25 protein-coding genes are annotated in these 25622 nt (G+C 52.5%); 2 read left to right on the forward strand and 23 right to left on the reverse strand.

Translation table 11 applies throughout. The annotated features are described in order from the left end of the window. Positions 1–188 precede the first annotated feature (188 nt). The 23 genes from MGLY_RS04790 to MGLY_RS04895 all read right to left on the reverse strand — a co-directional run bounded on the left by MGLY_RS04790 (position 189) and on the right by MGLY_RS04895 (position 22424). Positions 189–1472, reverse strand: a complete 1284-nt coding sequence (locus MGLY_RS04790) for an adenylosuccinate synthase (protein WP_156272214.1) — start codon at positions 1470–1472, stop codon at positions 189–191. Between the two features lie 83 nt (positions 1473–1555). Further along, a complete protein-coding gene (locus MGLY_RS04795) occupies positions 1556–2944 on the reverse strand; it encodes an NAD(P)/FAD-dependent oxidoreductase (RefSeq protein ID WP_156272216.1) in 1389 nt (462 codons plus the stop codon). A 171-nt stretch (positions 2945–3115) separates the two neighbouring features. Next, positions 3116–3250, reverse strand: coding sequence for a hypothetical protein (locus MGLY_RS18430; RefSeq protein ID WP_277997892.1), 135 nt, complete (start codon positions 3248–3250; stop codon positions 3116–3118). A 14-nt stretch (positions 3251–3264) separates the two neighbouring features. After that, positions 3265–4368, reverse strand: coding sequence for a sodium ion-translocating decarboxylase subunit beta (locus MGLY_RS04800; RefSeq protein ID WP_156272218.1), 1104 nt, complete (start codon positions 4366–4368; stop codon positions 3265–3267). Between the two features lie 60 nt (positions 4369–4428). Continuing rightward, a complete protein-coding gene (locus tag MGLY_RS04805; RefSeq protein WP_156272220.1) occupies positions 4429–4821 on the reverse strand; it encodes a biotin/lipoyl-containing protein in 393 nt (130 codons plus the stop codon). Continuing rightward, a complete protein-coding gene (locus MGLY_RS04810) occupies positions 4818–5153 on the reverse strand; it encodes an OadG family transporter subunit (RefSeq protein WP_170290921.1) in 336 nt (111 codons plus the stop codon). Before MGLY_RS04810 ends, MGLY_RS04805 begins: the two co-directional genes overlap by 4 nt. Before the next feature lie 10 nt (positions 5154–5163). Next, positions 5164–6714: an acyl-CoA carboxylase subunit beta gene (locus tag MGLY_RS04815; protein WP_156272224.1), complete on the reverse strand. Its 1551-nt coding sequence runs from the start codon at positions 6712–6714 to the stop codon at positions 5164–5166. A gap of 72 nt (positions 6715–6786) precedes the next feature. After that, on the reverse strand, positions 6787–8133 hold the full coding sequence (locus tag MGLY_RS04820; protein ID WP_156272226.1) for a TIGR00366 family protein: 1347 nt from the start codon (positions 8131–8133) through the stop codon (positions 6787–6789). A gap of 99 nt (positions 8134–8232) precedes the next feature. Further along, on the reverse strand, positions 8233–9426 hold the full coding sequence (locus tag MGLY_RS04825) for a CaiB/BaiF CoA transferase family protein (RefSeq protein WP_156272228.1): 1194 nt from the start codon (positions 9424–9426) through the stop codon (positions 8233–8235). A gap of 58 nt (positions 9427–9484) precedes the next feature. Beyond that, complete coding sequence (locus tag MGLY_RS04830) at positions 9485–10339, reverse strand: dihydropteroate synthase (protein ID WP_156272230.1); 855 nt, start codon at positions 10337–10339, stop codon at positions 9485–9487. A 31-nt stretch (positions 10340–10370) separates the two neighbouring features. Next, a complete protein-coding gene (locus MGLY_RS04835; RefSeq protein ID WP_156272232.1) occupies positions 10371–11423 on the reverse strand; it encodes a uroporphyrinogen decarboxylase family protein in 1053 nt (350 codons plus the stop codon). Positions 11424–11425: 2 nt separating this feature from the next. Next, entirely contained in the window at positions 11426–12073 is a 648-nt protein-coding gene (locus MGLY_RS04840) for a corrinoid protein (RefSeq protein WP_156272234.1), read from the reverse strand. Between the two features lie 118 nt (positions 12074–12191). Beyond that, positions 12192–13037, reverse strand: coding sequence for a CoA-transferase subunit beta (locus MGLY_RS04845; RefSeq protein WP_156272236.1), 846 nt, complete (start codon positions 13035–13037; stop codon positions 12192–12194). After that, positions 13034–14014 (reverse strand): CoA transferase subunit A, encoded by a 981-nt coding sequence (locus MGLY_RS04850; RefSeq protein ID WP_211662080.1) that lies wholly within the window; start codon positions 14012–14014, stop codon positions 13034–13036. Before MGLY_RS04850 ends, MGLY_RS04845 begins: the two co-directional genes overlap by 4 nt. A 90-nt stretch (positions 14015–14104) precedes the next feature. Next, positions 14105–14542 carry a HutP family protein gene (locus MGLY_RS04855; protein WP_156272238.1) on the reverse strand — a complete coding sequence of 146 codons (438 nt, stop codon included), beginning with the start codon at positions 14540–14542 and terminating at the stop codon, positions 14105–14107. Positions 14543–14633: 91 nt separating this feature from the next. Further along, positions 14634–15110 carry a DMT family transporter gene (locus tag MGLY_RS04860; protein WP_170290922.1) on the reverse strand — a complete coding sequence of 159 codons (477 nt, stop codon included), beginning with the start codon at positions 15108–15110 and terminating at the stop codon, positions 14634–14636. A gap of 144 nt (positions 15111–15254) precedes the next feature. Next, positions 15255–16523, reverse strand: a complete 1269-nt coding sequence (locus tag MGLY_RS04865) for an SLC13 family permease (RefSeq protein WP_156272240.1) — start codon at positions 16521–16523, stop codon at positions 15255–15257. Positions 16524–16711: 188 nt separating this feature from the next. After that, positions 16712–17950 (reverse strand): IS110 family RNA-guided transposase, encoded by a 1239-nt coding sequence (locus MGLY_RS04870; protein ID WP_156271235.1) that lies wholly within the window; start codon positions 17948–17950, stop codon positions 16712–16714. 466 nt (positions 17951–18416) lie between these two features. Then, positions 18417–19601, reverse strand: a complete 1185-nt coding sequence (locus MGLY_RS04875; protein WP_156272242.1) for a 3-isopropylmalate dehydratase large subunit — start codon at positions 19599–19601, stop codon at positions 18417–18419. 42 nt (positions 19602–19643) lie between these two features. Continuing rightward, positions 19644–20066 carry a 2-oxoacid:acceptor oxidoreductase family protein gene (locus MGLY_RS04880; protein WP_156272244.1) on the reverse strand — a complete coding sequence of 141 codons (423 nt, stop codon included), beginning with the start codon at positions 20064–20066 and terminating at the stop codon, positions 19644–19646. Continuing rightward, positions 20063–20935, reverse strand: coding sequence for a thiamine pyrophosphate-dependent enzyme (locus MGLY_RS04885; RefSeq protein WP_156272246.1), 873 nt, complete (start codon positions 20933–20935; stop codon positions 20063–20065). The genes MGLY_RS04880 and MGLY_RS04885 overlap by 4 nt, the downstream gene beginning before the upstream one ends. A 17-nt stretch (positions 20936–20952) precedes the next feature. Beyond that, positions 20953–22113 carry a transketolase C-terminal domain-containing protein gene (locus MGLY_RS04890; RefSeq protein WP_156272248.1) on the reverse strand — a complete coding sequence of 387 codons (1161 nt, stop codon included), beginning with the start codon at positions 22111–22113 and terminating at the stop codon, positions 20953–20955. 17 nt (positions 22114–22130) lie between these two features. Then, a complete protein-coding gene (locus MGLY_RS04895) occupies positions 22131–22424 on the reverse strand; it encodes a 4Fe-4S binding protein (protein ID WP_211662081.1) in 294 nt (97 codons plus the stop codon). 488 nt (positions 22425–22912) lie between these two features. On the opposite strand from MGLY_RS04895, the gene MGLY_RS04900 reads away from it, so the two are divergent. Next, a complete protein-coding gene (locus MGLY_RS04900) occupies positions 22913–24847 on the forward strand; it encodes a sigma 54-interacting transcriptional regulator (protein ID WP_156272250.1) in 1935 nt (644 codons plus the stop codon). A gap of 36 nt (positions 24848–24883) precedes the next feature. Further along, entirely contained in the window at positions 24884–25606 is a 723-nt protein-coding gene (locus tag MGLY_RS04905) for a hypothetical protein (RefSeq protein WP_156272252.1), read from the forward strand. Positions 25607–25622 lie beyond the last annotated feature (16 nt).

Genomic DNA, 25622 nt, shown 5'->3' on the forward strand with positions numbered 1-25622 from the left:
GATCGCAATGGTCTGGTAATTTTGTCTGGCCTGACCACCTGGTGGTTCTATTATAGCACTTTTTTGCGGCAATTCAATAAGTATTTTACCACAAAAAAACTGGCCTGGCAGGCCAGTTTATAGAACAACTCCACCCATCCCTGTTTCGGGTGCAAATAGAGCAGCTCGGCACGTCGTTGCAGGCAAGGCTAGAAAACATCTTCCACCACAATGGTCTGGTCCCGGCGCGGGCCGACGGCAATGAGATGAACGGGCACGCCGGCCAGTTCTTCCAGCCGCCGGATGTAGCTGTGGCAGGCGGCCGGCAAATCTGCCAGGGTCCTGGCCTTAGTGATGTCTTCCTGCCAGCCGGGGACTTCTTCGTAAACAGGCTCACACTGCTGCAGGACCTTCAGGCTGGCGGGGAAATCACGGATTATCTCGCCGCCGTAACGGTAGCCGATACAAATGCGCAAGGGGTCAATTCCCGTCAGGACGTCCAGCTTGGTCAGGGCGATGCCTGTCAGGCCGTTGACCCCGGCGGCATGGCGCAAGATGACCGTATCCAGCCAGCCGCAGCGGCGCGGCCGCCCGGTGGTGGTGCCATACTCCCTTCCCTGCTCCCTTAAAGTATCGCCAATACTCCCCGTTACTTCGGCCGGGAAGGGACCAGCTCCCACCCGGGTGGTATAGGCCTTGGCCACCCCCAGGACCTTAGTGATCTTCGTCGGGCCGACACCGGCACCAATGCAGGCCCCCCCGGCCGTCGGGTAGGAAGAAGTAACAAAGGGATAAGTCCCCTGGTCCAGGTCCAGGAGGGTCCCCTGGGCACCTTCAAAGAGGACCCTGCGACCGTCCTTTAAAGCCTCGTTAACCAGGCGGACGGTATCGGCAATGAGGGGCCGCAGGCGCCTGGCATAGCCGGCATATTCGTCCAGGATGGCCTCCAGTTCGTAGCCCGGCCGGTCGTAAATTTTAGCCAGCACCTCGTTGACTGCCGCCAGGTTACGGGCCAGCTTCCCGCGGAATTCCTCCCCGTCCAGGAGATCCCCTACCCGGATGCCCGTCCGGGCCGTTTTATCCACATAGGCCGGGCCAATACCCCGTTTGGTGGTGCCAATCTGGGCTTCGCCCCGGCGCTCTTCCTCGGCAGCATCCAGGCCCTTATGGTAAGGTAAAATGAGGTGGGCCCGGTCGCTGATCCGCAAACTTGAGGTATCTATACCCCGTTCCGCCAGGCCGTCCAGTTCTTGCACCAGGACGGCCGGGTCGACCACTACACCATTGCCGATCAGGCAGAGCTTGCCGGGGTAGAGGATACCGGAAGGTACCAGGTGCAGTTTGAACTCCTGTTCCCCGACCATGACCGTATGGCCGGCGTTGCTCCCTCCCTGATAGCGAACCACCACTTCAGCCTTTTCCGCCAGGTAATCGGTAATTTTGCCCTTGCCCTCGTCGCCCCACTGGGCTCCCACCAGGACTACCGCTGCCATGCAAGCACCGCCTTTCAATGTTATTTGTTTTCCCAATCCTCGCCCGGGTGCGGGAGCCGGGCGCAAGCCACGGCCACTCCCGGTTAAGCGCCGGTCATAATAGCCCGCGCGGCAATAACGCCGGCCGCCGAAGCCTGGGCCAGGCCGCGGGTAACGCCGGCGCCGTCACCGGCAGCGTACAAGCCGCGGATATTTGTTTCCAGTTCCCGGCTTAAACTTAACCGGGAAGAGTAAAATTTAACCTCCACGCCGTAAAGCAGGGTATGCCGGGAGTAAACCCCCGGCGCGATCTTATCCATGGCCGCCAGCATCTCTACAATGGCCGTCAGGTGGCGATAGGGAAATACCAGGGACAGGTCCCCTGGCGTCGCCTCGGTCAGGGTCGGTGTCACCAGGCCCTTTTCCAGGCGGTCAGCTGTGGTCCGCCGCCCCGACAGGAGATCTCCCAGGCGCTGGACCAGGACACCGCCCCCCAGGAGATTGGCCAGCCGGGCTACATAACGGCCGTAGGCAATGGGTTCCTTGAAAGGCTCGGTAAAGGTCTTGCTGACCAGCAGCGCAAAGTTGGTATTGTTAGTCTTTTTGTCAGCATAGGAATGGCCATTCACCGTCACCAGACCCTCGTTATTTTCCAGCACTACTTCCCCATAGGGGTTCATGCAGAAGGTCCGCACCCGGTCGTCAAATTTCCGCGAGTAGAAGATAAATTTGGATTCGTAAATGACACTGGTCAGGTGCTCCATGACGGCCGCCGGCACTTCCACCCGCACGCCGATGTCCACGGGGTTGACGGCCAGCTTCAGGTTCAAGCCGGCAGCCACCCGGCGCAGCCAGTCGGCGCCTTCCCGGCCCGGGGCCAGGACCACATAACGGGCGCCGATCTCTTCCCCCTGCCGGGTAACCACCCCGCTAACCCGGTTATCGTCCACCAGGATTTCCTCCACCGGCGTATCCGTGCGCACCTCTACGCCGTGCTCCTCCAGGTAATCCTTCATGGCCTGGAGGATCTCCTGGGTACGCCCGGTACCCAGGTGGCGGATGGGAGCCGGGATCAACTTTAAATCTGCCAGGATGGCCTGGCGCTGGATATCCATAATCCGCTCATCCTCGAGACTGCCGTAGACCTTTTCCGGCGCCCCGAAATGGCGGTAAACGCCATCGACATAATCGATTAAGGCCGTGACATCCCGCTCCGGTATATATTCACTCAGCCAGCCGCCCACTTCCGGCGACAGGGTTAACTTGCCGTCACTGAAGGCCCCGGCTCCTCCCCAGCCGGATACTACCGAGCAGGGGTTGCAGTGCAGGCAGCTGGAACGCGTCTCCTTGGACGGGCACACCCGCCGTTTTAAGCCGTGGCCCTTTTCCAGGATCAGCACTTTGAGCCCGCTTCTCTGCCGCACCAGCTCCAGGGCGGTGAAGATCCCCGCCGGGCCGGCGCCAACGATGACCACCTCATATTTTCCAGCCATCCGTCTCCCCTCCTCAACCTGTTTGCGGGCAAAAAAATAGCCCCTTCACCGGGATTAGCCAGAACAACATTATAATTTTACCAGACCCTTTGCGGGGCGTCAAGAAAAACCACCCGCCTGTGTCACCGGACTGTGATATTGTCACCCTGTAAGCGGACTGAGAAAATGATTTTAGGGCTCATCATCTCGCCCGGGAAAGAGGCTGGTTAACAGGTTAATTACGCCAATAAAAAGGAGGATTATCCCAAACATGGTCGGTAGGGCGATGGCCATCAATTGTAAAGCCTGGGATACAGCATGATCCATCTCTACTGGCCTCCTTAATGCACCAGCGCCAGGACCAGGCCGCCGGCAATAATGGACCCGATCTGGCCGGAGACATTAGCCCCAATGGCATGCATGATGAGGAAGTTGTTAGGATCTTCTTTTAAGGCCATCTTGGCTACCACCCGCGCCGACATGGGGAAGGCGGAGATGCCAGCCGCACCGATAACCGGGTTGAGCTTTTCCTTCAGGAAGAGGTTCAAAAGCTTGCAGAAGAGGACGCCGCCGGCGGTGTCAAAGACAAAAGCCACCAGCCCCATGGACATAACCATCAAGGTCTGCCAGTTTAAGAAGGCGCTGGCTTCCATGGTGGAACCGATGGTGATGCCCAGAAGCAGGGTGACAAGGTTGCCCAGTTCTTCCTGGGCCGCCCTGGAGAGCTTATCCACCACACCGCACTCCCGCAAGAGGTTGCCGAACATCAGGGAGCCGATGAGGGCGACGCTGATGGGGGCGATAATGCCGGCGACGACGGTCACGACGATGGGGAAGAGGATACGTACCAGCCGCGATACCGGTTTCCCTTCCCGGTAGGGCATGCGGATCATGCGCTCTTTTTTGGTAGTCAGGGCTTTGATGACCGGCGGCTGGATAATGGGTACCAGGGACATGTAGGAGTAGGCGGCTACAGATAAGGGGCCCAGGAGGTGCTGGGCGAACTTGGTGGCCACGTAGATAGTGGTGGGGCCATCGGCAGCGCCGATGATGCCGATGGAGGCGGCTTCCTTGATGTTGAACCCCAGGGCCGCGGCGGCGACGATGGTGGCGAAGATGCCGAACTGGGCGGCAGCGCCGAAGACCATCATCAGGGGGTTGCGCAAGAGGGGTACGAAGTCACACATGGCGCCCACGGCGACAAAGATCAGCACCGGGAAGAGTTCATTTAAAATCCCGGCATGGAGCAAGACGGTTAAAAAACCTTCTTCGCCCACGGCCGAAGAGAAGGGGATATTGGCCAGGATGGCGCCGAAGCCGATGGGGAGAAGGAGCAGGGGCTCATAATCTTTAGCAATGGCCAGGTAAATCAGGAGACCGCCGATGGCAAACATGATGACGTCCTGCGGGGTTAAGCTAGTTATACCAATGAGTAGATCTTGCATAATGAAACCCCTTTGTTAAAATTTTAAGCTAAACCATTTATGGTTAAAGCTTTAAGTAGCCTAAATTATAGCAACCAATGGTTCGCCAACGTTAACACTGGCACCCTCGCTGACATAAATTTCCTTCACTGTACCGGCACCCGGGGCTACAATCTCATTTTCCATCTTCATGGCTTCCAGAACTATGAGAACATCCCCCTGCTTTACCGGAGTCCCCATCTTAACTTTAACAGCTACCACCTTCCCGGGCATGGGCGCGGTAATGGTATTGGCGCCTGCCGGCCCTTGCGCCGGTGGGGGTGTTACCGGAGTTGGAGCTACCGGGGATGCCGGTGGCGATGATAGAGCAGGTGCTAGTACTGCTATAACACCGGGGATACCGGTCCCACTGCTTTTTTCTTCTACAGTTACTTCATAGCGCTGGCCGTTAACATGAATAATATAGGTTTTCATCTTCCCGACCTCCATTTGAAGTTAGGTGGTACGGCTCCTAGCAGCTCCTGGCGACCGCTCAGTACCCAGTAATTGGCCTGGGGAAGGGTTCGGCGGATTGTTATCCGATGGGGGGTAGCGCTGTCGGCGGCAATGGCGGCTGCAATAGCGGCTACAAGCTCGGGAGCAATCCCTGTTGGAACTGCTTCTTCCCCGGCAGCAGCTGCCTCCTCCTTGGCTGTTTCCTTCCCGGCCAGCTCTCTTTCCCCACCTTGCCGGTGCTGGCTCCACAGCCCCAGGATGATCCCAACGACTGCCAGCAGACCCAGGGCCAGTAATCCTGAATAGGGCATTTTCTTCACCTCACAGGGGAATATTCCCATGCTTTTTGGCGGGCCTGCTCTCCCGTTTGGTAAGTAGGAGTTCCAGGGCCTGAACCAGGTAACGCCGGGTCTGGCGGGGGTCGATGATGACATCGATATACCCGCGCTCGGCGGCGACATAGGGGTTGGCAAAGAGGCGCCGGTATTCGGCTATTTTTTCCTGCCGCACCTGCTGGGTATCGATAGCTGTTTCTATTTCTTTACGAAAGATTATATTGGCCGCCCCCTCCGGTCCCATAACGGCAATCTCTGCTCCCGGCCAGGCAAAGACCTGGTCGGCACCCAAGTCGCGACTGCACATGGCTAGATAAGCCCCGCCGTAAGCCTTGCGGACGATTAAGGTAATCTTGGGGACTGTAGCTTCGGAATAGGCATATAACATCTTCGCCCCGTGGCGGATGATACCACCGTACTCTTGCTTGGTGCCTGGTAAAAAGCCGGGTACATCGACGTAGTTGACGATGGGGATATTGAAGGCATCGCAAAATCTGATGAACCGCGCCGCTTTGTCGGAGGAATTAATATCCAGGCATCCTGCCATGACCGCCGGCTGATTGGCGATAATCCCGATTACCCGGCCGTTAAGTCTGGCAAAGGCGGTGATAATATTAGGGGCATAGAGGGGCTGGACTTCGAAAAGGCTCCCCCGGTCCACGGTCAAATTAATAACATCCAGCATATTAAAGGCCTTATTAGAGTTATCAGGTAAAATGTGGCGTAATTCCTCCTCTTCCCGGGCCGGATCATCACTTGTTTCCTGGAATGGTGGGTCATCCATATTATTGCTAGGTAAATAGCTTAGCAGGGTACGAACGAGCTGTAAGCATTGATCTTCGTTTTCAGCGGGGAAGTGGGCCACACCGCTGGTCTGGTTGTGGGTCAGGGCGCCGCCCAATTGCTGGGCGCTGACATCTTCGCCGGTGACGGCCTTGATGACCTGGGGCCCGGTAATGAACATCTCGCTGGTGTCCTTGACCATGAAAATGAAGTCCATTAGGGCCGGGGAATAGACGGCGCCACCAGCGCAGGGGCCCATGATGACGGCGATCTGGGGGATGACCCCCGAGGCGATGGTGTTGTGATAGAAGATCTGACCGTAACCGCTCAGGGCGTCGACGCCTTCCTGGATGCGCGCCCCGCCGGAATCGTTGATGCCGATTACCGGGATCCCCACTTTCATCGCCAGGTCCAAAACTTTACATATTTTTTTAGCATGCATTTCTCCCAAAGAGCCGCCCAGGACTGTAAAGTCCTGGGCATAAATGGCTACCAGCCGGCCGTCAATAGTCCCATAGCCTGTCACGACTCCTTCTCCTGGAGCCTCGGTTTGCGCCATATCAAAATTGGTGCAGCGGTGGGTGACAAAGGCATCAATTTCGTTAAAGCTCCCCGGGTCCAGCAGGGCTTCAATTCGTTCCCGGGCCGTCTTTTTGCCCTGCTGGTGTTGTCGAGCTACACGTTCTTCACCGCCACCGGCCCTGATCTTGACCAGTTTCTTATTTAATTCATTTAATAGTCCGTCCATGATCATATTCTAACCCTCACTCTAAGTGATACGACCTCTTTTATTCGCAAAAACTATTCCATCCCTCGTTGAAAATGCTTAGAAAACTACCATAGCGCCAAAAAAGATCAATGTAACTAATATAAATCCCATAATACAATAGCCCACAATATCCCGGATATTAAGACCCGCTATACTTAAAAGGGGTATAGCCCAAAAGGGTTGAATCATATTGCTAAACACTTCCCCAGCAGCAAAACTATTAATAACCCGGGCGTCAGCAACACCTAACATTCGTCCAGCTTCAATCATAATCGGCCCCTGGACCATCCAGATACCACCGGAAGAGGGGATAAAAAAGTTAACTACAGCCCCGCTTAAATAATTCCAAAACTGGTAAGTAAATGGCGTCGATATGCTCACAAACCATTGGGCAATAATCATAACCAAACCTGAAGAAGCCATCATCCCCTGGATACCAGCATAAAAAGGAAACTGCACTATAATCCCGAAAACATCTTTGGTAGCTTCTTCTGCAGCTCGCATAAATCTAGCCGGTGTCTTGTGCAAGAATAAGGCTAAAAATAGTAGGGTAAAATTGAAGATATCTAAATTAACATCAAAACCTTTTGTATAAAACCAGTTAACAATGTAAATTAAGCCAAGCAATCCTGCACACCAGTTTATAAGCGGGCTATTCTCCAGCTTCTGGGCAAAAGACATTTCTGCTTTTGCAGCTAATTCATTGCCAATATTGCCTTCTGTATCTAATAATTTTTTGACACGTATATCTATAACTGGTGTTTCTTGTCTGTCGGGATGAACTAGATAAAACAATAGAGCCACACCCAAAGTACCTAAAGCGACGCCGGTTAAAACCATAGGACTTAAGGCTGTCTGGCTAAAAGGAATAAGTCCTATGGTCTTTTCCAAAAAATGACCCGGGGTATTAACTAGAAGGGATTCTGTATTTGAAAGCCCAAAAAGTCCTATCGACCAGCCGGCATAGGCCCCTGCTACCATTAACTTAAAATCCAGCTTTTCAAGATTCTTGGCAATTTCCCGGCAAAGCAACCCCCCGGCAATTAGACCTAAACCCCATTGCAGCCAGGTTAAAAAGGAGGTAATAATCGTAACAAAGACTACTGCAGAAAGAGAGTTCTTAGGTATCCGTGCCAGGGCCTTCATAAAACGATGGCCCAATGGACTAATAGCCACCATACCACCCACGACCATTAATACTACCATTTGCATGGAAAAAGCTAGGAAACCCCAGAAACCTTTTCCAAAGTATAAGATCATGTCAAACCAGCTTTTGTGGGCGATGAAAATGCCGGCTAAATATACGATAAAAACTAAGCCAACACAAAAAACAAAGGAATCTGGAAAAACTTTTTCCATACCAAAATTTAATTTAGAACTTATCCAACGAAGGATCTTGCGCATATTCCGTCCTCCTTTTTGAATTTTAGCTTTTATAAATGGTGCCAGGAAACCAGCCCGGAGCTTTATCGGCCTAACTGTTTCCCAGCACCAGCTCCAGTGTTAAACAACCCCTTCTTGAGCAAGCAAATTAATTTCTTCAGCAGTTAAACCGTATTTTTGTAGCACCTCCCTTGTATGCTGTCCTAATACAGGCGCCGGTTGACGGACCCTCCCAGGAGTATCAGATAGCTTTACAGGTACCCCATGAATTAATTGCTTTCCGGCTACAGGGTGGTCAATTTCGACCACCATCTCCCGCGCCCTGACTTGCGGGTCATTAACTACTTTATCAACGGTGTTAATGGGTCCGCAGGGAATACCGGCCGTTTCTATAATCTCGATCCACTCTGCTGTTGTCTTTTGGCGAAATACCTCAAACAGAATCGGTTCTAACTCGGCTATATTTTCTGTACGCAGGCGGTTGCTTTCAAAACGCGGGTCGTGCACTAATTCTTCTTTGCCTATGGCCTGGCAAAACTTTTCCCACAACTTATCATTACCAGCGGCGCAAATCACATAATAATCTTTCGTCGGAAATGCCTGGAATGGAGTAATAGATGGATGCCTATTCCCTGTCGGCAGTGGAGCCTTTCCTGTGGCCCAGTACCTGGCAATGGCATTTTCCAATAAAGCAACCTGGCAATCAAGCATAGCCACATCTACCAGTTGGCCTTTGCCGGTTACTTCCCGGGCTCGTAAAGCCGCCAGGATGCCGATGGCTCCAAACATACCGGCAGCAATATCCCCAATGGCCGAGCCCACTCTCGTTGGCAGACCTCCCGGGTGAGCTGTCAAACTCATTACTCCACCCATAGCTTGAATAATTAGATCATAAGCAGGTTTAGAAGCATAGGGACCGCTCTGGCCAAAGCCAGAAATGGCGGCATAAATCAAGCGTGGGTTTATCTCCTTTAGGACTCCATATCCCAAACCCAATTTATCCATCGTACCTGGCCGGTAGTTTTCTAAAACCACGTCAGCATGCTTAACTAGAGTTTTAAATACTTCCTTTCCTCGCGGATGTTTGAGATTTAAAGTTAGACTTTTTTTGTTACGGTTCAGGCTCATGAAATAGCCACTTTCACCATTAATAAACGGTGGATACTCTCTCGCATCATCGCCTTTACCGGGGACTTCAATTTTAATAACTTCCGCCCCCAGGTCGGCCAATATCATGCCACAATAAGGCGCCGCCAACACCCGGCTGAGATCCAAAACAATTATCCCTTCCAGGGCACTGTTGATAACAGCCATTAACTGTTCCTCCTTTTTAAATGGAGGTCCAGCCCCCTTCCCTTTAGTCGCTATATCACTAAATGGTTGGACCATACTCACGGTAGTCTTTAAGATAATTGGTAGCCCATTCGTCATAACCCATTAGCAAGTCCGACGCCCGAATAACCCGGCGAATGGGCTGTACTGTAGGATCAGCAATTATAGCACTTAATCCCTCATGAATAACCATTGGGAAAAAGGCCAGGTGAATACACTTCCGTTCTGGTAAGCCAAAGGATACATTGCTAGCCCCCAGCACGGTATTGTTACCCAGCTTATCCCTTACAGCCGCCAGGGTTTCCAGGGTTATTACAGCAGCCTGGGTATTTGAACTTACCGTCATGGCCAGGCAATCAATAATTATATCTTCTTGAGGAATACCAATTTCCGTAGCCCTCTCAATTATTTTAGTAGCTATTTTCACTCTCCCCTCAACGTCTTCGGGAATACCATTATCATCCATACAGAGGCCAATAACTGCAGCATTATATTTTTTAATCAGGGGTAAAACCTTTACCAGAGAATGTTCTTCACCGGTTACGCTATTCACCAAGGCTTTACCCTCATAAACCTCTAGGGCTGCAGCCAGGGCATCAGGATTGGAGGAGTCGATGGACAAAGGCAAATAACTAACTTCAGCTACAATTTTTACCGCCGCTGGTAAAACAGCGACCTCATCAACTCCTGCCGCTCCTACATTTACCTCTAAAACCTCCGCCCCTGCTTCTATCTGGCGAATTGCCTCCTGGCGCAATACTTCAAGGTCACCGTTAAGGAGTGCCTGAGCCAACGCTTTTTTACCTGTAGGGTTAATGCGTTCACCGATGATAACTGTCCCTTTGCCTCGTTCAATAACTACCTCTTTCGTCTTGCTGCTTAATATTGTTTTCATAATTTTTCCCTTCCCCAGGACGTGCTACCTCCTAGAAATTCAAGGGGTAATCACGATATTGTTTTACAACTGCGGCCATGGCCCGGACGTTGTCGGGGTTGGTATCCCTGGGAACAGCACAGTCAGCGCTGATAATATAACGGCCACCCGGCGCTCCCTTCTGCAGGCATGCTAAAGTCTCCTCGCGTACCTGTTCTTCTGTGCCTTGAAGCAGGGTTACAACTGATTTCACATTACCCATAACAACAATACGATCACTATATTTTTCCTTAAAGTCCTTAATGTCTACTTTATCGCAATGAATAATATCAACATTTTCAGCGCAGACTAGGTCAAAGCGGTCATCCCAGCGGCCACAGGTGTGATAAAGAATAGCCTTAGCGCCGTGAGCCTTCAGCTCACCAAACATTTTCTTGGTGTAAGGATGAGAAAACTCCTCATAGTGCCTGCGGGAAATACAATCCATATTGGCCACGGGATTGGAGGTACAAATAATATCGGCACCCGCATCGACCAGGGCTTTACCATAGGCAGTACAGGCTTCATAGGTAATATCTAGAAGGTCTTTGACGAACTTGGGGTCATCGAAAATGTCCAAATATAGATTAGCACTGCCCCTTAACATACAGGCCGTCCGGAAAGGCGGAGAAGCCCAGGCAATTACAGGCACGTCCGGCCCCACTGCTTTTTTCAGCCTGCTGACAACTTCTAACATATAGGGCATACGGCCATCTTTTCTAGGGTCCACTGGTTTAAGCTTACTAATATCTTCTCTTTCATTAAGGTAAGGTTCAGGAATCCAGGGCGGGTCATCCTCAGCAACTACCATATGGGCACCCATGGCCTCGTCTACAGCAGGTGTACACCAGATATCCCAGACCCCATCTAATTCAAATTCCTCCAGCAGTCGCAGCTGAGAGTTTACATAAAGATTAGGATCTTCATAGCACTGGGCATACTTCAGGCCTGCATACTTAATACCAAATTCACGAGAAGTGAGGAGAAAAGGGACGCGATCGGGGATTTCCTTATTACAAACGGCCATAATCCTTTTCATCGAAGTCATCTTACCGTTACTTGCCATCCTTAAGCACTCCTTCCCAGGGTAAATTCTTTAACGAGTTCAAGGGCTTCACCAGCATCGGCACCGTAGCCATCAGCCCCTATCTTATTGGCGAATTCTGCAGTAACCGGGGCTCCTCCTACTAAAAATTTAACTTTATGCCGCTGTCCCTGCTTTTCAAAAAGGGCTATGGTATCGCGCATGGCCTGCATGGTGGTGGTCAACATAGCTGACATACCAATAACAGCAGGTTTTTCCGCTTCAAATACTTCCAGGAATTTTTCCGGGCTTACGTTCATTCCTAAATCAATAACTTTAAAGCCAGCGCCTTCCAGCATCATAATTACCAGATTCTTTCCAATATCATGTAAATCGCCTTTTACTGTACCAATAACAACTTTTTCTTTGTTGCCTTGAGCACCTTCAACCATTACCGGCTTTAGTACATCCATACCAGCATGCATAGCCCGGGCACATAACAGAACTTCTGGAACAAACATTTCGTTGGCTTTAAACCGCCTGCCCACTTCATCCATGCCTGCAATCAGGCCCTTTTGCAGGATTTCCTGAGGCGCAACGCCCTCCTTTAATGCTTCCCCAACTAACTGCCGCACCTGATCCTGGCTACCAGCTATTAATGCTTTGGCTATCTCCTGTAATTCAACTGCCATTTTGCCTCACCTGCTCCTTTCTTTAAAATTAACTAATATTTGGTAACAAAAATTCTTTTCTGGCTCCCTCTTCCACCCCCCTTTATTTTTTTCTCTATTTGAATTTTAATCTTGGCAATTAATTTTTTACTGGATAACGGCGTTCTAATTGACTGGCTGAAAATTCCCTTTTGCGCACGTTTAAAGGATCTAAACGACGAATAAGTTCAATTTCTTCCCTTGTTGGTAAAGGTGTCTCTCCTAAAGGTTCCGCCATAACTGGCCTGAATGACGTATTATCAAGAAGCTCTTCCATGGTAACTCCCGGGTGTAATGTTTTTAGCCTTAATTCACCTGAAGCAGTAAAATCAAAAACGCCCAAATCAGTTATGACCCAATCTGGCCCTCCGCCCCTTAACCCCATTTCTTTTCGTGTTCCTGACGGGGTTACATGACCCATTGTAGTAATAAAATCAACTTTTTCTACCAGAGTATAATTTTTGCGGGAATCCGCAGGCTTAACTTGATGGCGTGAGGTCCATACCGTAAAATTTTTGGCAAAACAAGATAGGTTGCTGGCTCCTGCGCCACCAGGCAACTTTACTTTTATCTTTTCTTTGCTGCCAATAAGAGTATTATTTAAATTACCGTACTTATCAATTTGGGCGCCACCAAAGAAGATGCGATCTAGCTTGCCTTTTTGCGCCAGGTCGAAAATCTCATGGAGAGGTAGAATTGTAACTGCACCATGGAGCATTACGGCATCCGCCGAAGTAGGGGGTAAAAACGGCGGCTGGGGATCAACCCCTGCCGGCAGCCCGCCTAGAAAGACACAATTGCGAGCATGGGTATGTTTGGCTAACATAATGGCCGTAAAAGGTAACGCTACTGCTACTCCATTAAAAACCACGTCATGATCTTTAATCGTCCTGGCAAGGCAAACAGCCATTAATTCATCTATGGTACAATAAGTTACATCCGTCATTCTCCAAATACCTCCATCCAGCTCGTAATATCCTGCCTCCAGGCTCGCAAGCGTTTAAAATGCTCTTCGTCGCCCACACGCCGTAAGTATTCTTGCTGGGTCTCGCTACCATAAACAAATACATCCAAATATTCTCTCCGGAATATTTCCTCGCCCTCTTGAGCAAGTTGTATATATTTAGCAATATGCTTGCGATCATATGCATAGGCAGGATAACAAGCTGTCGGATGGGCCCCAAACGGAACTTCTACTACTGCTGTCACTTCATAGTAAGGAATTACTATACCCAATTCCCGGATTTCTTCCTCACTAACCACCTCCTCAACAGTTACGATGGTTTTCTCGGCGGCCGTAGCCATTAAAACGTCGGCAAAATACGGTTTGGTTAAATGAACATTCCCGCGTTTATCTGCTTTATAGCCATGAATTATTGCCACATCAGGTTTTAAGGCTGGTACGGCTGTTAATTTTTCGCCCGTGAAGGGACAGGTTATGGTTTTAAATTCAGGATGCAGTTGAAGGATATCCGTACCTCCAACGCGCGGCATGGGCATAAAGGGAATACCGTACTGGGCTGCTCGTAATTGTTGTAAAGTAAAATTACAATCTGTTTCCCTTACCTGCACTTTTCCACTCTGGCAGGCGCGCCTATAATTTGGGGCTAAACCAAAATCAAATTCAAAGCCTACAAAAGAATTTTGTACTGCCCCTACTACCCCCCCGGCACACAAAAGGTCAATATCCAGGCCATGGGCACCGCCAATGGTCATTAAATTCTTCTTCCCCTGGCGTATTATTTCGTGAATGAGGGCGATGGGTTCACGGGCAGACAAAGCTCCACCAACGGCTATAATGTTACCATCCTGGATAATCTGCCCAGCTTCTTTTAAAGAAACAATTTTTTCTCCCTTTGTTATAAACCCGCCCAAAAAATACCACCCCTTAAAACAAACAAAGCCTTTAAATTGGATAAGCACCAATTTAAAGGCTTCACTTTACACTCTTCTCTGAGCAAATGCCCCGCCTTGTTTTTACAACCGTTTACCTATTCCCTTTTCACTTTACACTTATAAATGCATTACTCCTAATCCAGCTCGTTCATGATTGGTACATACATGTAAAGCAGTAACTCCAAACATACCTACTGCTACCCACTTATCATCTGTTACTATCCCCATTTTAACTTTTATGCTCGGATTTGCTAAAGCTGCTATGAGTATGCCTTGGGTAGCTTCTAAAACCGCATGAACTAGACCATGAAGTTTACGGGGGTCATTCTCAATTATACCCGTGTGCAAAGCTGCAGCTACCGCGTTTTTCATTACCTTTTGCTTAAAATCAGCTAACGGCCCAGATACCTCAGTAGCTACTGCTTTTTTATAGCCAATAGATGCCAACCATTCTTTGATACTCTCTTCTTCCTCGCGATCATCCGTCATTGCCAACATTAACGCCGCCTTACCTAGAGAAATTTTTCGCTTCTCAATATATATCTTACTTACCACTCCTCTTTACCTCACTAAAACAGCTTATTCGACATAACTTTATAAATTCCTTCTATGGGGATATAATTTTTTTTAATTTTTATTTTGGCTACTATAACCGATTACTATATTTTTCCCGGGCGGGCGCCACGTCTCCCAGGTTCACGGTAATAATCCCCAGGGCCACCAGGGCCAGCCCCAGGAGCAGGTTCAGGGTCAATTTCTCACCCAGCAACAGGGTGCTGGAGGTAACGCCAAAAACCGGCACCAGGAAGAGGTAAACGCTGGTCTGGCTGGCCGGGTAACGGGCCTGGATAGTTAAAAGGATGGCAAAACCCAGGGCCGAGGTGAAGATAGAAGTGTAAAGGATGATCCCTATAGCCGGCAGCGTCCAGGAGAAGCGCAGGCCATGATCAGCCAGGGCGGCTACCGGGAGTAACAACAGGGAACCATAAAACATCTGGTAAGCAGTTACCACCAGCTTGTCCCGGTTTTGAAAGGCTGCTTTCAGGTAAACGCTGGCCAGGCCCCAGCTGACGGAACCGCCCAGGAGAACAAGGATGCCCAGCCCCTTATTTCCATGAAGCAATTACTAAGACCATGTAAATCAAGCCTCCCAGGGGAAATAAAAACCGCCCACCTGTAAAAAGGTGGACGGTTTGCCTGCCAGGTAAGGACAGAAAGGGGAGATGGAGAGACAATCAAAACGTACAGCCAGCCGCGGCAGGGAGCATCAGGGCAAGCGCAGGACGGTAAAGGCCAGCCAGCTTACAACAGCACCCACTACCGACATGGACAGGCCCCAGATGAGCATATCCCGGAAGAGCTTTTGCTTGTTGGTCTTCTCGCCGGCATTGGCGTAGAAAATGGCACCGGTGGTAGAGAGGGGACTCAGGTCGGTCAAGAAACCGCAAACTACAATTGTTGAAAGCAAGGGTATCAGGTCTGTTGCTGGCGCCCCCACCTTCTGCAGCAGCATGGGGGCCATGGGGATGAAAGCAGGCAAAATAACACCGATGGTGCTGGCATAAGCAGAAATCAGCGCCGCTAAAAATCCCGTTACCAGGGTGAGGGTCAGCGGGGTGGAGAACCTGGCAATTATGCTAGCAAACAGGTCCATGCCCCCTATCTTGCTCATGAGGTCAACGAGCACCGTAACACCCGTCACGAAGAGGATAGTCCCCCACGGCATCTGCTTGATGGCTTTGCCCTCATCGGCAATCTTGAACAAAGCCAGGACGGTGCCAATCAGGAAGCCGCCCAGGCCGACGTCCATCTTGAAGAAAAGGGCGCCGATGATAAATATAAGAATAGCGACGAGGGTGATCAACTGGTTGCGCGTAAAAGGCTCGACCTGCATGTCGACCAGGCTTTGCCGCTGTCCCGGTTCTTTAACTTTCCACAGCTTCAAGCCGCCGTAAATTATATAAGCGAGAATCGAGACGATAAAGTGACCCAGGAACTGGTTCAGCCACAGGATGCCGCTTACCCCTGTCAGGCCCATCTTCTGGGTCAACCCTGCCGCGATAACGCCTGCCGGGGCTATGGGAGACATGGCCCCGGCCTGGCCGCCGTTACCCACTACGATGGCCATGAGCAGGGGGCTGATGCCGGCTTCCTCCGCCAGCAGCATGGCCATGGGCGCCATTAAAGCAGCTATCGTTATCTGCCCGGGCCCCATGGAAGAAAGAACAAAGGCCAGAAGGAAGAAAATTATAGGAAGAATAGCAGCATTGCCTTTAACGCCTTTTAGTGTATATTTAACAATTTTCTCCAGGGTGCCGTTCACCTGGGCCAGCGAGAAAAGATAGGTAGTGCCGGCCAGCATGATTAAAATATTGGTAGGGTAGCTTTTCAGTATATCGGCTACTTTCAGGCCCCCGATATAATGGCCGACCACCAGGGCCAATCCCAGCGACATGGCGCCAATGTTCAGCGGCATGATGCAGCTGATTATAATGATGAATATTAGTGCCAGTAAAGAAACTACTGGTACAGACATCTGGAGCATTCCCTCCTCCGAAATCACTAAGGCTTACAGTTCAGCCCATATTTCACTTTAGTGGAAATAATTAGTGTGCGTTATTGCTGTATAAACTTTACTCTGGCGGTATAGCTATACTAAAATGTGTCTTTTTACCATTGCATGCTTGCACCTAGCATTTATCTTTCCTTTGGCTTTTTTTAAAACTAGGCAACAGAAGGCTTTTCTTCTAGAGTTACTGTGTAACCTTGGGCTTCTATTTGCTTTACTAACCGCCTTATTCGGCGTTCTCGTTCTTCTTTGGTATAGTAGTTTGGTCCTGGATCCTGGTAATGGGCTTTATCTTTTAGGAGATGGTAGATAATTTTTATCAGACTATGGGCGATGGCTAGCAGGGCTTTTTTCTTGCCTAGTCGTGGCGCTAATCGACGATATTTCGCGGAGAGATAGCTGTCTTTTGTTCGTATTGCGGCCCAGGAACATTGGACTAATATTGCTCTTAAGTGTTGATTTCCTTTACGGGTTTTCCCACTCTTTCGTTTACCGGCACTTTCGTTGTTACCGGGACAGACCCCTGCCCATGAGGCTAAATGGTCAGCATCAGGAAAGGGGGTCATGTCGACGCCTATTTCGGCAATTATATCCTGGGCTGCTTCTTTTTTTATGCCGTTTACTTCAGCTAGTCTCCCCGCTTCTTCGAAAAAAGGCTCCATCCTTTTTTCGATTTCGGCATTTAGTTCTTCGATTTGTTGCTCTAAAAACTCCAGGTGCTCTAGTTGTTGTTTCAACAATAGCCGGGTATGTTCTTCTATTTTCCCCTCCAGGGCTTTTTCTAGTTCTGGTATCTTCTTGCGTAATTTCCCCCTGGCCATTTGCGCTAGTTCTTTTGGATCTTCGTTCCCGTTAAGCATCGCTTTTAGTATCTCTCGCCCTGATACGCCCATGATATCTGTGGCTACTGAACTTAATTTGATATTGCTGTTTTCTAGCTGCTTTTGGACCCTTTGCACCTCGCGGCTGTGTTCTGCTACCAAAGCCGCCCTATACCTGGTTAACTCCCTTAATTCCCTTATTTCTTTCGGCGGGATAAAGCTTCCTGCTAGCAGGCCATGCCTTAAAAGTTCGGCTAGCCACACCGCGTCTTTGCAGTCGGTTTTCTTCCCCTTTAAGGCTTTAAAGTGTTCGGGGTTGATCAATATTAATTCTGGTATTTGGCCTTCTAAAATGTTGTATATCGGTTTCCAATATACTCCGGTGCTTTCCATGGCTACGGCAGTAACTCCGTTTTCTAAAAGCCATCCCCGTAACCCTTCTAAGTCTTCGGTCATGGTGCCAAAGGTTCTTATTTCTTGTTTTAGTTGTTTTTCTCCTGGCGTGATCAGACACGCCACTACCTTTTTCTTGTGGACATCTAGCCCACAGCAGCGTTCATACACTACTTCCATTTCGTGGTTTCTTGCTTTCCCCTCTTTCTTTTTTATTTTTTATTTAACTACTGCCAAGAGACACCTCCATGGTCTAAGAATCTCCTCCACGTGCTCAGCCTTCCAAGGCGGGTACTTTACCTTGTTGAGGCCTGCTTTACAGTTCGTGGTTCCTAAAGGTGTCTGGATCAGACTCCTCCTCGGGCTCCTTGTCCGGCACCAGAGCGAAATCGATCCTTTTCATGGCAGTGTTTTAACTTATACTATCACCTATTTCATGTGTCGTGGAGGGGGCGCCAGCCCCCATGGGGGGCTCCTCAGCAAATGAATATTTTGGTCCAACTCATCGCTCTAAATTTTCGCCACTCTCCGTTTATTAACCTTTCACCTCCCAGCAATTCACCACTCAAACCATTTTTAAGACGATTTCCTATCCCCTCCTTTCCGGAAGATCAGAAAAGCAAGCGCCTTTACCCGGAAATAAAAGCTACACTGTTCCTCCTGCGGTAATGTTCCCCGCTGCCGCCGCAGCCCCTACAGTTCGCGGTGAAGCAAGGTATATCTCGCTTTGCTCGGACCCCATCCGGCCCGGTACATTGCGGACCGTCGCTGCCAGCGCCCGGTCGCCAGGCGCCAGGAGGCCCAGGTGAATGCCCGGGCAGGGACCGCACCCCGGGGGGAGAATGATGGCCCCCAGATCGCGCAGGACCCGGGCCAGGCCCTCCCTTTCCATTTGATGTAAAACGTCCCGGGAGGCCGGTGTCACCAGCAGGGTCACCTCTCTATGAACCTTCCGGCCATTAAGCCCCAGGGCTAACTCCCTTAAATCCTCTAACCTGCCGCTGGCACACCCGCCAACTACGGCCTGGGTGATGGGCAGCCCTTCCAGTTCCTTCAGGGGCCGCACGTTAAAGGGAGAAGGGGGACAGGCTACCACCGGCTCCAGGTTCTCCAGTTCCACCTCCAGGTTCGGTTTAACTCCTGGGACTACTGCTTGCGGTGGTATTATCAGTCCCGTTACCGCCCCTGTCTCGCCAATGAGGTTGCATAAAGCCATCCGGCCGGCAGTGCTGAGGCCCCATACCCCCGGGCCCTGGAAACCCAGGGCCCGGCCCTTCACAGTCTCGCGGTCAAGGTGCTTTAAAACCGCCAAAGCCAGGTCCCGCGCTGCCACCCCCGGCGGCATTTTCCCTTTAACCTGCACATTATATATTTCCGGCACCTTAAGCTGCAACTTCCCGCTGACCAGCACGCTCACCAGTTCTTCCGGTTTAAGGGAAAAGGCGATGGCGCCAAAGGCCCCGGCGGTGGCCACGTGACCGTCGGCGCCGGCAATAATCATCCCGGCCCGGGGGGTAAATCTTTCCGCCACTACCTGGTGGAGAACGCCCTCGCCCCGGTCAAAGAGGTGGATGCCCTCCCGGCGGGCAAAGGCCTGCATTTCCCGGTGCAGTTGCCGGCTGGCTACCGCCGGCGCCGGCAAGGTGTGGTCCAGGGTAAAAACAACCCGCTCCGGGCAGGCCACCCTCTCGCCCGCTGGCCAGGCGGCCAGGACCTTGCCGGCGCTGCCGTCATGAGCCAGCATGAGGTCGACGTTGATGGTTATCTCTTCCCCGGGCGCTACCTGCCCTTTCCCGGCAGCAGCCGCCAGGGACTTAAGAAGAAAGTTCATGGGAACACCTGGCCTCCCGTAAGAGTTGGCAGCAAACCAGTTTTATTCTTTATATTGATCCTTCCAGAGCCTCTCCAGGGCTACGAGAAGGGCCTGCTCTTTGTCTCCCGCCGGCGCAACAGGGGTAAATCTAAACTTCTTCCCCTTTTCCCCCAGGGTCTCAGGGCCAATCCCCAGGGCGAACACCATACCGCCATCCTTCAGCCCTTTAGTGACATCCGTTAGCGGTAGCAGGCTGTTGTCCAGGACCACCACTGCATCCGGGTTGCTGGCATTGGCCGAGCGTTCCCGGATAAAGCTATCAGCAATACGCACCACCGCATACATAGGTGCCCCGGGCCGGTAGGCGCCGAAGTTTTCGAAGACCTGGGCATATTTGCCTGCTGCCAGGGCAACCTGCGCTACTTTACCGGCCAGGGCCGCCACCGGCTGGCCGTAACGGCCGTGGAAGCGGATTTCGATCATGACTGCACCTCCTGGAAGCGGCGGTCAACTTCGGCCTGCAGGGCGGCAATGGCCGCTTCATCCATAGTCTTGAAGCGCCCCTGGAGCCGCAGGTATTCCCGGACCGGTATACGGCGTTCCGGGATGACCGTCACCCGCCGCCGGCCGTCGATCTCTTCATAAAGCTGCCACAGGCCGCATTCTACTGCCAGGCGGGCGAGTTGCACCGTCTGGTCCTCCCTGATGCCCCAGCCTTTAAAGCAGGGGGCCAGGATGTGGATATAGCGGAAGCCCTGTATTTCCCCGGCCTTCTGGAATTTCTGGATCAGGTCCAGGGGGTAGGCGACGGAAGCCGTGGCCAGGTAGGCCGGGTGATGGGCGGCCATAATAGCCAGCATATCCTTCCGCGGGGTCGGCTTCCCGCCGGGGGTGTCAGGCGTGACCGCGAGGTAAGGGGTAATGCTGCCGGCCTGGCCGCCGGTATTCATATAAGTTTCATTATCATAGCAGACGTGGATGATATTCTCCTGGCGTTCGGCCGCCCCTGTCAGGGACTGGAAGCCGATGTCCGCCGTCCCGGCATCACCGGCCCAGGAGACGACATTGACATCTTTAATGCCCTGGATGTCCAGGGCCGCCCGGATACCGGAAGCGACGGCCGGGGCGCACTCAAAAAGGGAGTGGTAAAAGGGTATCTCCCAGGCGGTACTTAAACCCGAACCGCCAATGGTGGCCATACAGGAAGCCGGAATGGTAATGATGGTCCGCGGGCCCAGGGCCTTCATGGCCTGGCGCACCGCCAGGGCCGCGCCACAGCCGCGGCAGCCGCCGTGACCACCGGTGAAAAGCTCGGTTTCTGGTACATCAGCTAAACTATTAATTAGTTCCATGATCTCTCACCTCCGGCCTACAGGCCGTACCATTGATAGGGTGCCGGGGTCGTTCCGGCTCCCAGCTGCTCGCGCACCTGCCGGTAAATACTGGTCAAGTCTTCCACGCCGACATCCCGGCCCCCCAGGCCCAGGATGTAGCTGTAAACCGGCATGGTTGCCAAGCCGTACAGGCCGGCCCGCAGTTCCCGGGCCAGGGCGCCGCCTGCACCGTAGACAATATTTTTATCCAGGGCGACTACGGCTTCCGCCGCCCGCAGGCTCTCCCGTACCGCTGCTGCCGGGAAGGGCCGGAAGAGGCGGACCTTCAGCAGGCCGGCCTTTTCGCCTACCGCCCTTAAAGCGTCAACGGCAATCCGGGCCGTGCTGACCAGGGAGCCCATGGCCACCAGGACAATGGCGGCATCCTCCAGCCGGTAGCCCGTTACCGGGCCGCCCCAGTCCCGGCCCGTCAGCCCGGCGTAAGCCGTGCTAACTTCCTGCAGGACTTCACCCGCCCGCTGCAGGGCGGCATCCTGCTGATATTTATAGTCTATATACAGTTCCGGGCCGGTAACGGTATTGACGGCCAGGGGATTATTTACATCCAGGACCGGCCGCCGCACCAGGGGCAGGAAATTAGCCACCGCCTCCTGCTCCGGCAGGTCCACGGTTTCCCGGGTATGGGACTGGATGTAGCCCTCATAGTTGACCATTACCGGCAGGCGCACCCGCTCATCTTCCCCCAGGCGAAAGGCCTGGAGGAGGCTGTCCAGGACTTCCTGGTTGTTCTCGCAGAAAAGTTGCACCCACCCGCAGGCCTCCTGGGCCACCACGTCCCCGTGCTCCGGGAAGCGGCTGTGGGGAGCTGCCAGGGCCCGGTTGACGACGGCCATGACCACCGGCTGGCGCAGGCCGGAAACATGGTAGAGAACCTCGCTCATATAGGCCAGGCCCTGGGAATTGGTGATTAGAAAGGATCTGGCACCGGCCATGGTCGCCCCCAGGGCCGCCGCCAGGGCACTGTGGTCGGACTCCACCCGGACAAAATTACATTTAAGGCTGCCTTCAGCTATAAACTGCGTTATCTTTTCCATGACCGGCGCCGCCGGGGTAATGGGGTAGGAAGCCAGGACTTCTACCCGCGCCAGGCGGGCGGCATGGGCGGCAGCTTCGTTGCCGTTTAATAACTGGCGCATTTTCTTTCACTCCCTGCTTACTTCTCAATAAACCCCCGGTTGCCGGCATATTCCGCAACCATGGTGATAGCCCGGACGGGACACTCGACGGCGCAGATGCCGCAGCCTTTGCAAAAATGCCAATCCACCCTGACCTCCCCTTTATCTACCGCCAGGGCCGCGTCCGGGCAGTACAGCAGGCACTCGCGACAGAGATTACACTTTTGATGATCAATGACCGGCCGCTGCTCGCGGATACGCTCCATGGCCGCCCCGGCGGCCATGGTACCCGGCCTGGCCGAGGGTACCACTGGTAGTTCTTTAGCTGCCACTCCTGGTTGCCTCCTCCGTTACAACTCTTAATGTCATGCTTCCAGGCGGGGGTAGATTTGCCCGTTGCTGGCCGCACCCTTATACAGGATCTGCCACGAGAGACTTTCGGACTATAGACATCCATTTAATAATGCAAGTTCCATGCCAGGTCGAAAAAAACGAACTGAAAATTTTTGCCTGTCTTACAACCGTTGCTATTTAAAGGTTCTGGGAAAAAGAAAAGCCGGCCGCAGTTGCCGGCCGGGAAGCCTCGTGTTTCATTAATATTACATTTACAATTATCTGCAACGTTTATCTATGTTTCACTGCAATACCGGTAGAGAGAGAATTAAGGGTGAAAATTTTCAAACCAGCAAGGAAAAACTGTTTAAACGTCGAATAGTAACTCTAAAGCCCGTAATGTTTCATCTTTGTAACGATAAAGGTTTCCTGAGGTGGCCACCTGGTGTCACCACGGCAAGAAATGAAAATCAGGAGGAAAAGGTTGGTGGCGGAAATTGCCTTTATTGCTCCCTATGAAGACCTGGCCCACATCGCCCGCCAGGTGAGCCTGGAGCTGGGCCTGGACCTGTCCATCCACGTTGCCCGGGTAGAAGAAGGGGCCAACCTGGCCCGCGACCTGGCTAGAAACGGTTGCCAGGTAATAGTCAGCCGCGGTGTGACGGCCTGGCTCATCGAGCAGGCCGTGGACCTCCCGGTGGTAGATGTACCCATCGGCGGCTACGACATCCTGCGCGCCTATTACCAGGCCAAACAATTCGGCGGTCCCATCGGCATCGCCGACGTCCCTGATGTCATCCAGGGCCTGGAGAGCCTGGAAACCATCCTGGGAGATACTTTCCTCAAGTACACCCTGAAAAACCAGGATGATGACATCCGGCGGGGCATCATGGCCCTCAAGGAAGCCGGCGCCGAAGTAATCATCGGGAAAATTGCCATGGCCCGCGAGGCGCGCAATTTCGGCTTAAACAGCGTTATAATCACTTCCGGGAAGGAAACAGTTTACCAGGCCCTCAAGGAGGCCCAGCGGGTATTACAGGTCCGCCAGCAGGAGAAACGCCGGGCCGAACAATTCAAGGCCATCCTGGATTTTGCTTACGACGGCATCATCGCCCTGGATGAGGAAGGCCGGATCACCGTCTTCAACCCCGTGGCGGAAAAACTCTCCGGCTGGCGCGCCGAGGAAGCTATCGGCCGCCCGGTGACCGAGGTTATCCCCGCCGCCCAGTGCCATATATTGTTAAAGACGGGAAAACCGGAACTTGGTGAGTTACTGGACATCGGTAATACCCGGGTAGTGGCCAACCGGGTACCCATTCTTGTCGACGGCCGCACCGTAGGAGTGGTAACTACTTTCCAGAATATTTCCAGCCTGCAAAGCCTGGAGCATAAGGTCCGGCGCCGGCTGGCCGGGCGCGGCCACGTGGCCAAGTATACCTTTGCCGACATCCTGGGCGAAAGCCCATCCTTAAAGGAAGCCGTTCGCCTGGCCCGGGAGTACGCCGCCGTCCAGTCCACGGTCCTTATTCACGGCGAGACGGGTTCGGGCAAGGAAATGTTCGCCCATGCCATTCACCTGGCCGGCCCGCGGCAGAACGGTCCCTTTGTCGCCGTCAACTGCGCCGCCCTGCCGGAAAACCTCCTGGAAAGCGAGCTTTTTGGCTATGCCGAAGGGGCCTTTACCGGCGCCCGCAAAGGCGGCAAGCCCGGCCTTTTCGAACTGGCCCACGAGGGGACCATCTTCCTGGATGAAATCGGGGAAATGTCGCCCCGCCTCCAGGCTCGGGTGCTGCGGGTCCTGGAAGAGGGGGAGATCATGCGCCTGGGGGATGACCGCATCATCCCCGTCAACGTGCGGGTTATTGCTGCTACCCACCGGAATCTGGCGCAGATGGTCAAAGAGCAGGCTTTCCGGGAAGACCTTTACTACCGCATCAACGTCCTCAACCTGGAAATCCCGCCTTTACGGGAGCGCGGGGCCGATGTGCTCCTCCTGGCCGGACACTTTCTCCAGGAATTCTGCCGCCAGTTGCAGCGGCCGGCGGGGAACCTCACGCCTGAGGCAGCCAGGGAGTTGCTCCAGTACCAGTGGCCGGGAAACATCCGGGAGCTGCGCAACTGCATGGAACGCCTGGCCTTACGTTGCCATGGGACCACCATCAACGCTGCTGAGGTTCGCCAGGCCCTGGGGCTGGTAATAGCGCCGGAGTCCGGGGTCCCCGGAGAAGGCGCAGCAGGAGAAGGAAGAATAGAAAGACTGGCCGGCCAGGTAAGTACCCTGGAGCGCGGGTTGATTAAACGCGTCCTGGCCGAAGCAGGAGGCAACAAGGCCGAAGCCGCCCGCCGCTTAGGCGTCAGCCGCACCACCCTGTGGCGGAAGTTAAAAGAGGAAAATAAGATAGACAAAACTGGTAAAGCATAGTAAGATGTTATCAGAGGAGCGAAAGGGGTGGCAGCTATGGCTGAAGAAGCCCGGCAGGAGATAGTTTCTGGAAGGCGGGAAGCTGCTGCAGGAGAGGAAAAACTGGCGGACTTTGGCTTTTATCTGCTGGTGGATAGAATAAGTAATGTCAAAGGCGATCTGCAAAAGCAGCTCATTGACACTAAAGATACTCTGGCAGACAGGATAAATAACGTCAAAAACGACCTGCAAAAGCAAATCAGCGACACCAAAGAAGGCCTCGAGGCCAGGATAAGTAATGTTAATACCAATCTGCAAAAACAGATCAGCGACACCAAGGATAGCCTTGAAGCCAAGATAAATAACGTCAAAAGCGACCTGCAGAAGCAAATCAGCGACACTAAAGAAGGCCTCGAAGCCAGGATAAATAACGTCAAAAGCGACCTGCAAAAGCAAATTAGCGACACTAAAGAGGGCCTCGAAGCCAAGATAAATAACGTCAAAAGCGACCTGCAAAAGCAAATCAGCGACACTAAAGAGGGCCTCGAGGCCAGGATAAGTAATGTCAAGAACGACCTGCAAAAACAGATAAGTGACACTAAAGAAGCCCAGGAAGCCAGGTTTGATAATAAAATTGAAGCCCTACGCCAGGAAGTAAAAAATGATATCAACCGTCTTGATGGCAAACTGGATAATACACGGTGGTGGAGCATAGCCACATTCTTTGCGGTCCTGTTAGGTTCCCTGGCAATTGCTTACTCCATATATTTCGCGAAGTAGTAGAAAAATGGCTAAG

Origin of the sequence: Moorella glycerini (assembly GCF_009735625.1) — a bacterium.
Lineage (GTDB): Bacteria > Bacillota > DSM-521 > Neomoorellales > Neomoorellaceae > Neomoorella > Neomoorella glycerini.

What these genes read in the sequence shown, in the direction of transcription:
- MGLY_RS04870 (WP_156271235.1), bottom strand. Translation starts at nt 17,950, where the DNA reads ATGGAAGTAGTGTATGAACGCTGCTGTGGGCTAGATGTCCACAAGAAA.
- MGLY_RS04865 (WP_156272240.1), bottom strand. Translation starts at nt 16,523, where the DNA reads ATGTCTGTACCAGTAGTTTCTTTACTGGCACTAATATTCATCATTATA.
- MGLY_RS04840 (WP_156272234.1), bottom strand. Translation starts at nt 12,073, where the DNA reads ATGGCAGTTGAATTACAGGAGATAGCCAAAGCATTAATAGCTGGTAGC.
- MGLY_RS04825 (WP_156272228.1), bottom strand. Translation starts at nt 9,426, where the DNA reads ATGGCTGTTATCAACAGTGCCCTGGAAGGGATAATTGTTTTGGATCTC.
- MGLY_RS18430 (WP_277997892.1), bottom strand. Translation starts at nt 3,250, where the DNA reads ATGGATCATGCTGTATCCCAGGCTTTACAATTGATGGCCATCGCCCTA.
- MGLY_RS04815 (WP_156272224.1), bottom strand. Translation starts at nt 6,714, where the DNA reads ATGATCATGGACGGACTATTAAATGAATTAAATAAGAAACTGGTCAAG.
- MGLY_RS04795 (WP_156272216.1), bottom strand. Translation starts at nt 2,944, where the DNA reads ATGGCTGGAAAATATGAGGTGGTCATCGTTGGCGCCGGCCCGGCGGGG.
- MGLY_RS04905 (WP_156272252.1), top strand. Translation starts at nt 24,884, where the DNA reads ATGGCTGAAGAAGCCCGGCAGGAGATAGTTTCTGGAAGGCGGGAAGCT.
- MGLY_RS04830 (WP_156272230.1), bottom strand. Translation starts at nt 10,339, where the DNA reads ATGAAAACAATATTAAGCAGCAAGACGAAAGAGGTAGTTATTGAACGA.
- MGLY_RS04820 (WP_156272226.1), bottom strand. Translation starts at nt 8,133, where the DNA reads ATGCGCAAGATCCTTCGTTGGATAAGTTCTAAATTAAATTTTGGTATG.
- MGLY_RS04885 (WP_156272246.1), bottom strand. Translation starts at nt 20,935, where the DNA reads ATGGAACTAATTAATAGTTTAGCTGATGTACCAGAAACCGAGCTTTTC.
- MGLY_RS04790 (WP_156272214.1), bottom strand. Translation starts at nt 1,472, where the DNA reads ATGGCAGCGGTAGTCCTGGTGGGAGCCCAGTGGGGCGACGAGGGCAAG.
- MGLY_RS04835 (WP_156272232.1), bottom strand. Translation starts at nt 11,423, where the DNA reads ATGGCAAGTAACGGTAAGATGACTTCGATGAAAAGGATTATGGCCGTT.
- MGLY_RS04805 (WP_156272220.1), bottom strand. Translation starts at nt 4,821, where the DNA reads ATGAAAACCTATATTATTCATGTTAACGGCCAGCGCTATGAAGTAACT.
- MGLY_RS04890 (WP_156272248.1), bottom strand. Translation starts at nt 22,113, where the DNA reads ATGCGCCAGTTATTAAACGGCAACGAAGCTGCCGCCCATGCCGCCCGC.
- MGLY_RS04845 (WP_156272236.1), bottom strand. Translation starts at nt 13,037, where the DNA reads ATGACGGATGTAACTTATTGTACCATAGATGAATTAATGGCTGTTTGC.
- MGLY_RS04800 (WP_156272218.1), bottom strand. Translation starts at nt 4,368, where the DNA reads ATGCAAGATCTACTCATTGGTATAACTAGCTTAACCCCGCAGGACGTC.
- MGLY_RS04880 (WP_156272244.1), bottom strand. Translation starts at nt 20,066, where the DNA reads ATGATCGAAATCCGCTTCCACGGCCGTTACGGCCAGCCGGTGGCGGCC.
- MGLY_RS04810 (WP_170290921.1), bottom strand. Translation starts at nt 5,153, where the DNA reads ATGCCCTATTCAGGATTACTGGCCCTGGGTCTGCTGGCAGTCGTTGGG.
- MGLY_RS04875 (WP_156272242.1), bottom strand. Translation starts at nt 19,601, where the DNA reads ATGAACTTTCTTCTTAAGTCCCTGGCGGCTGCTGCCGGGAAAGGGCAG.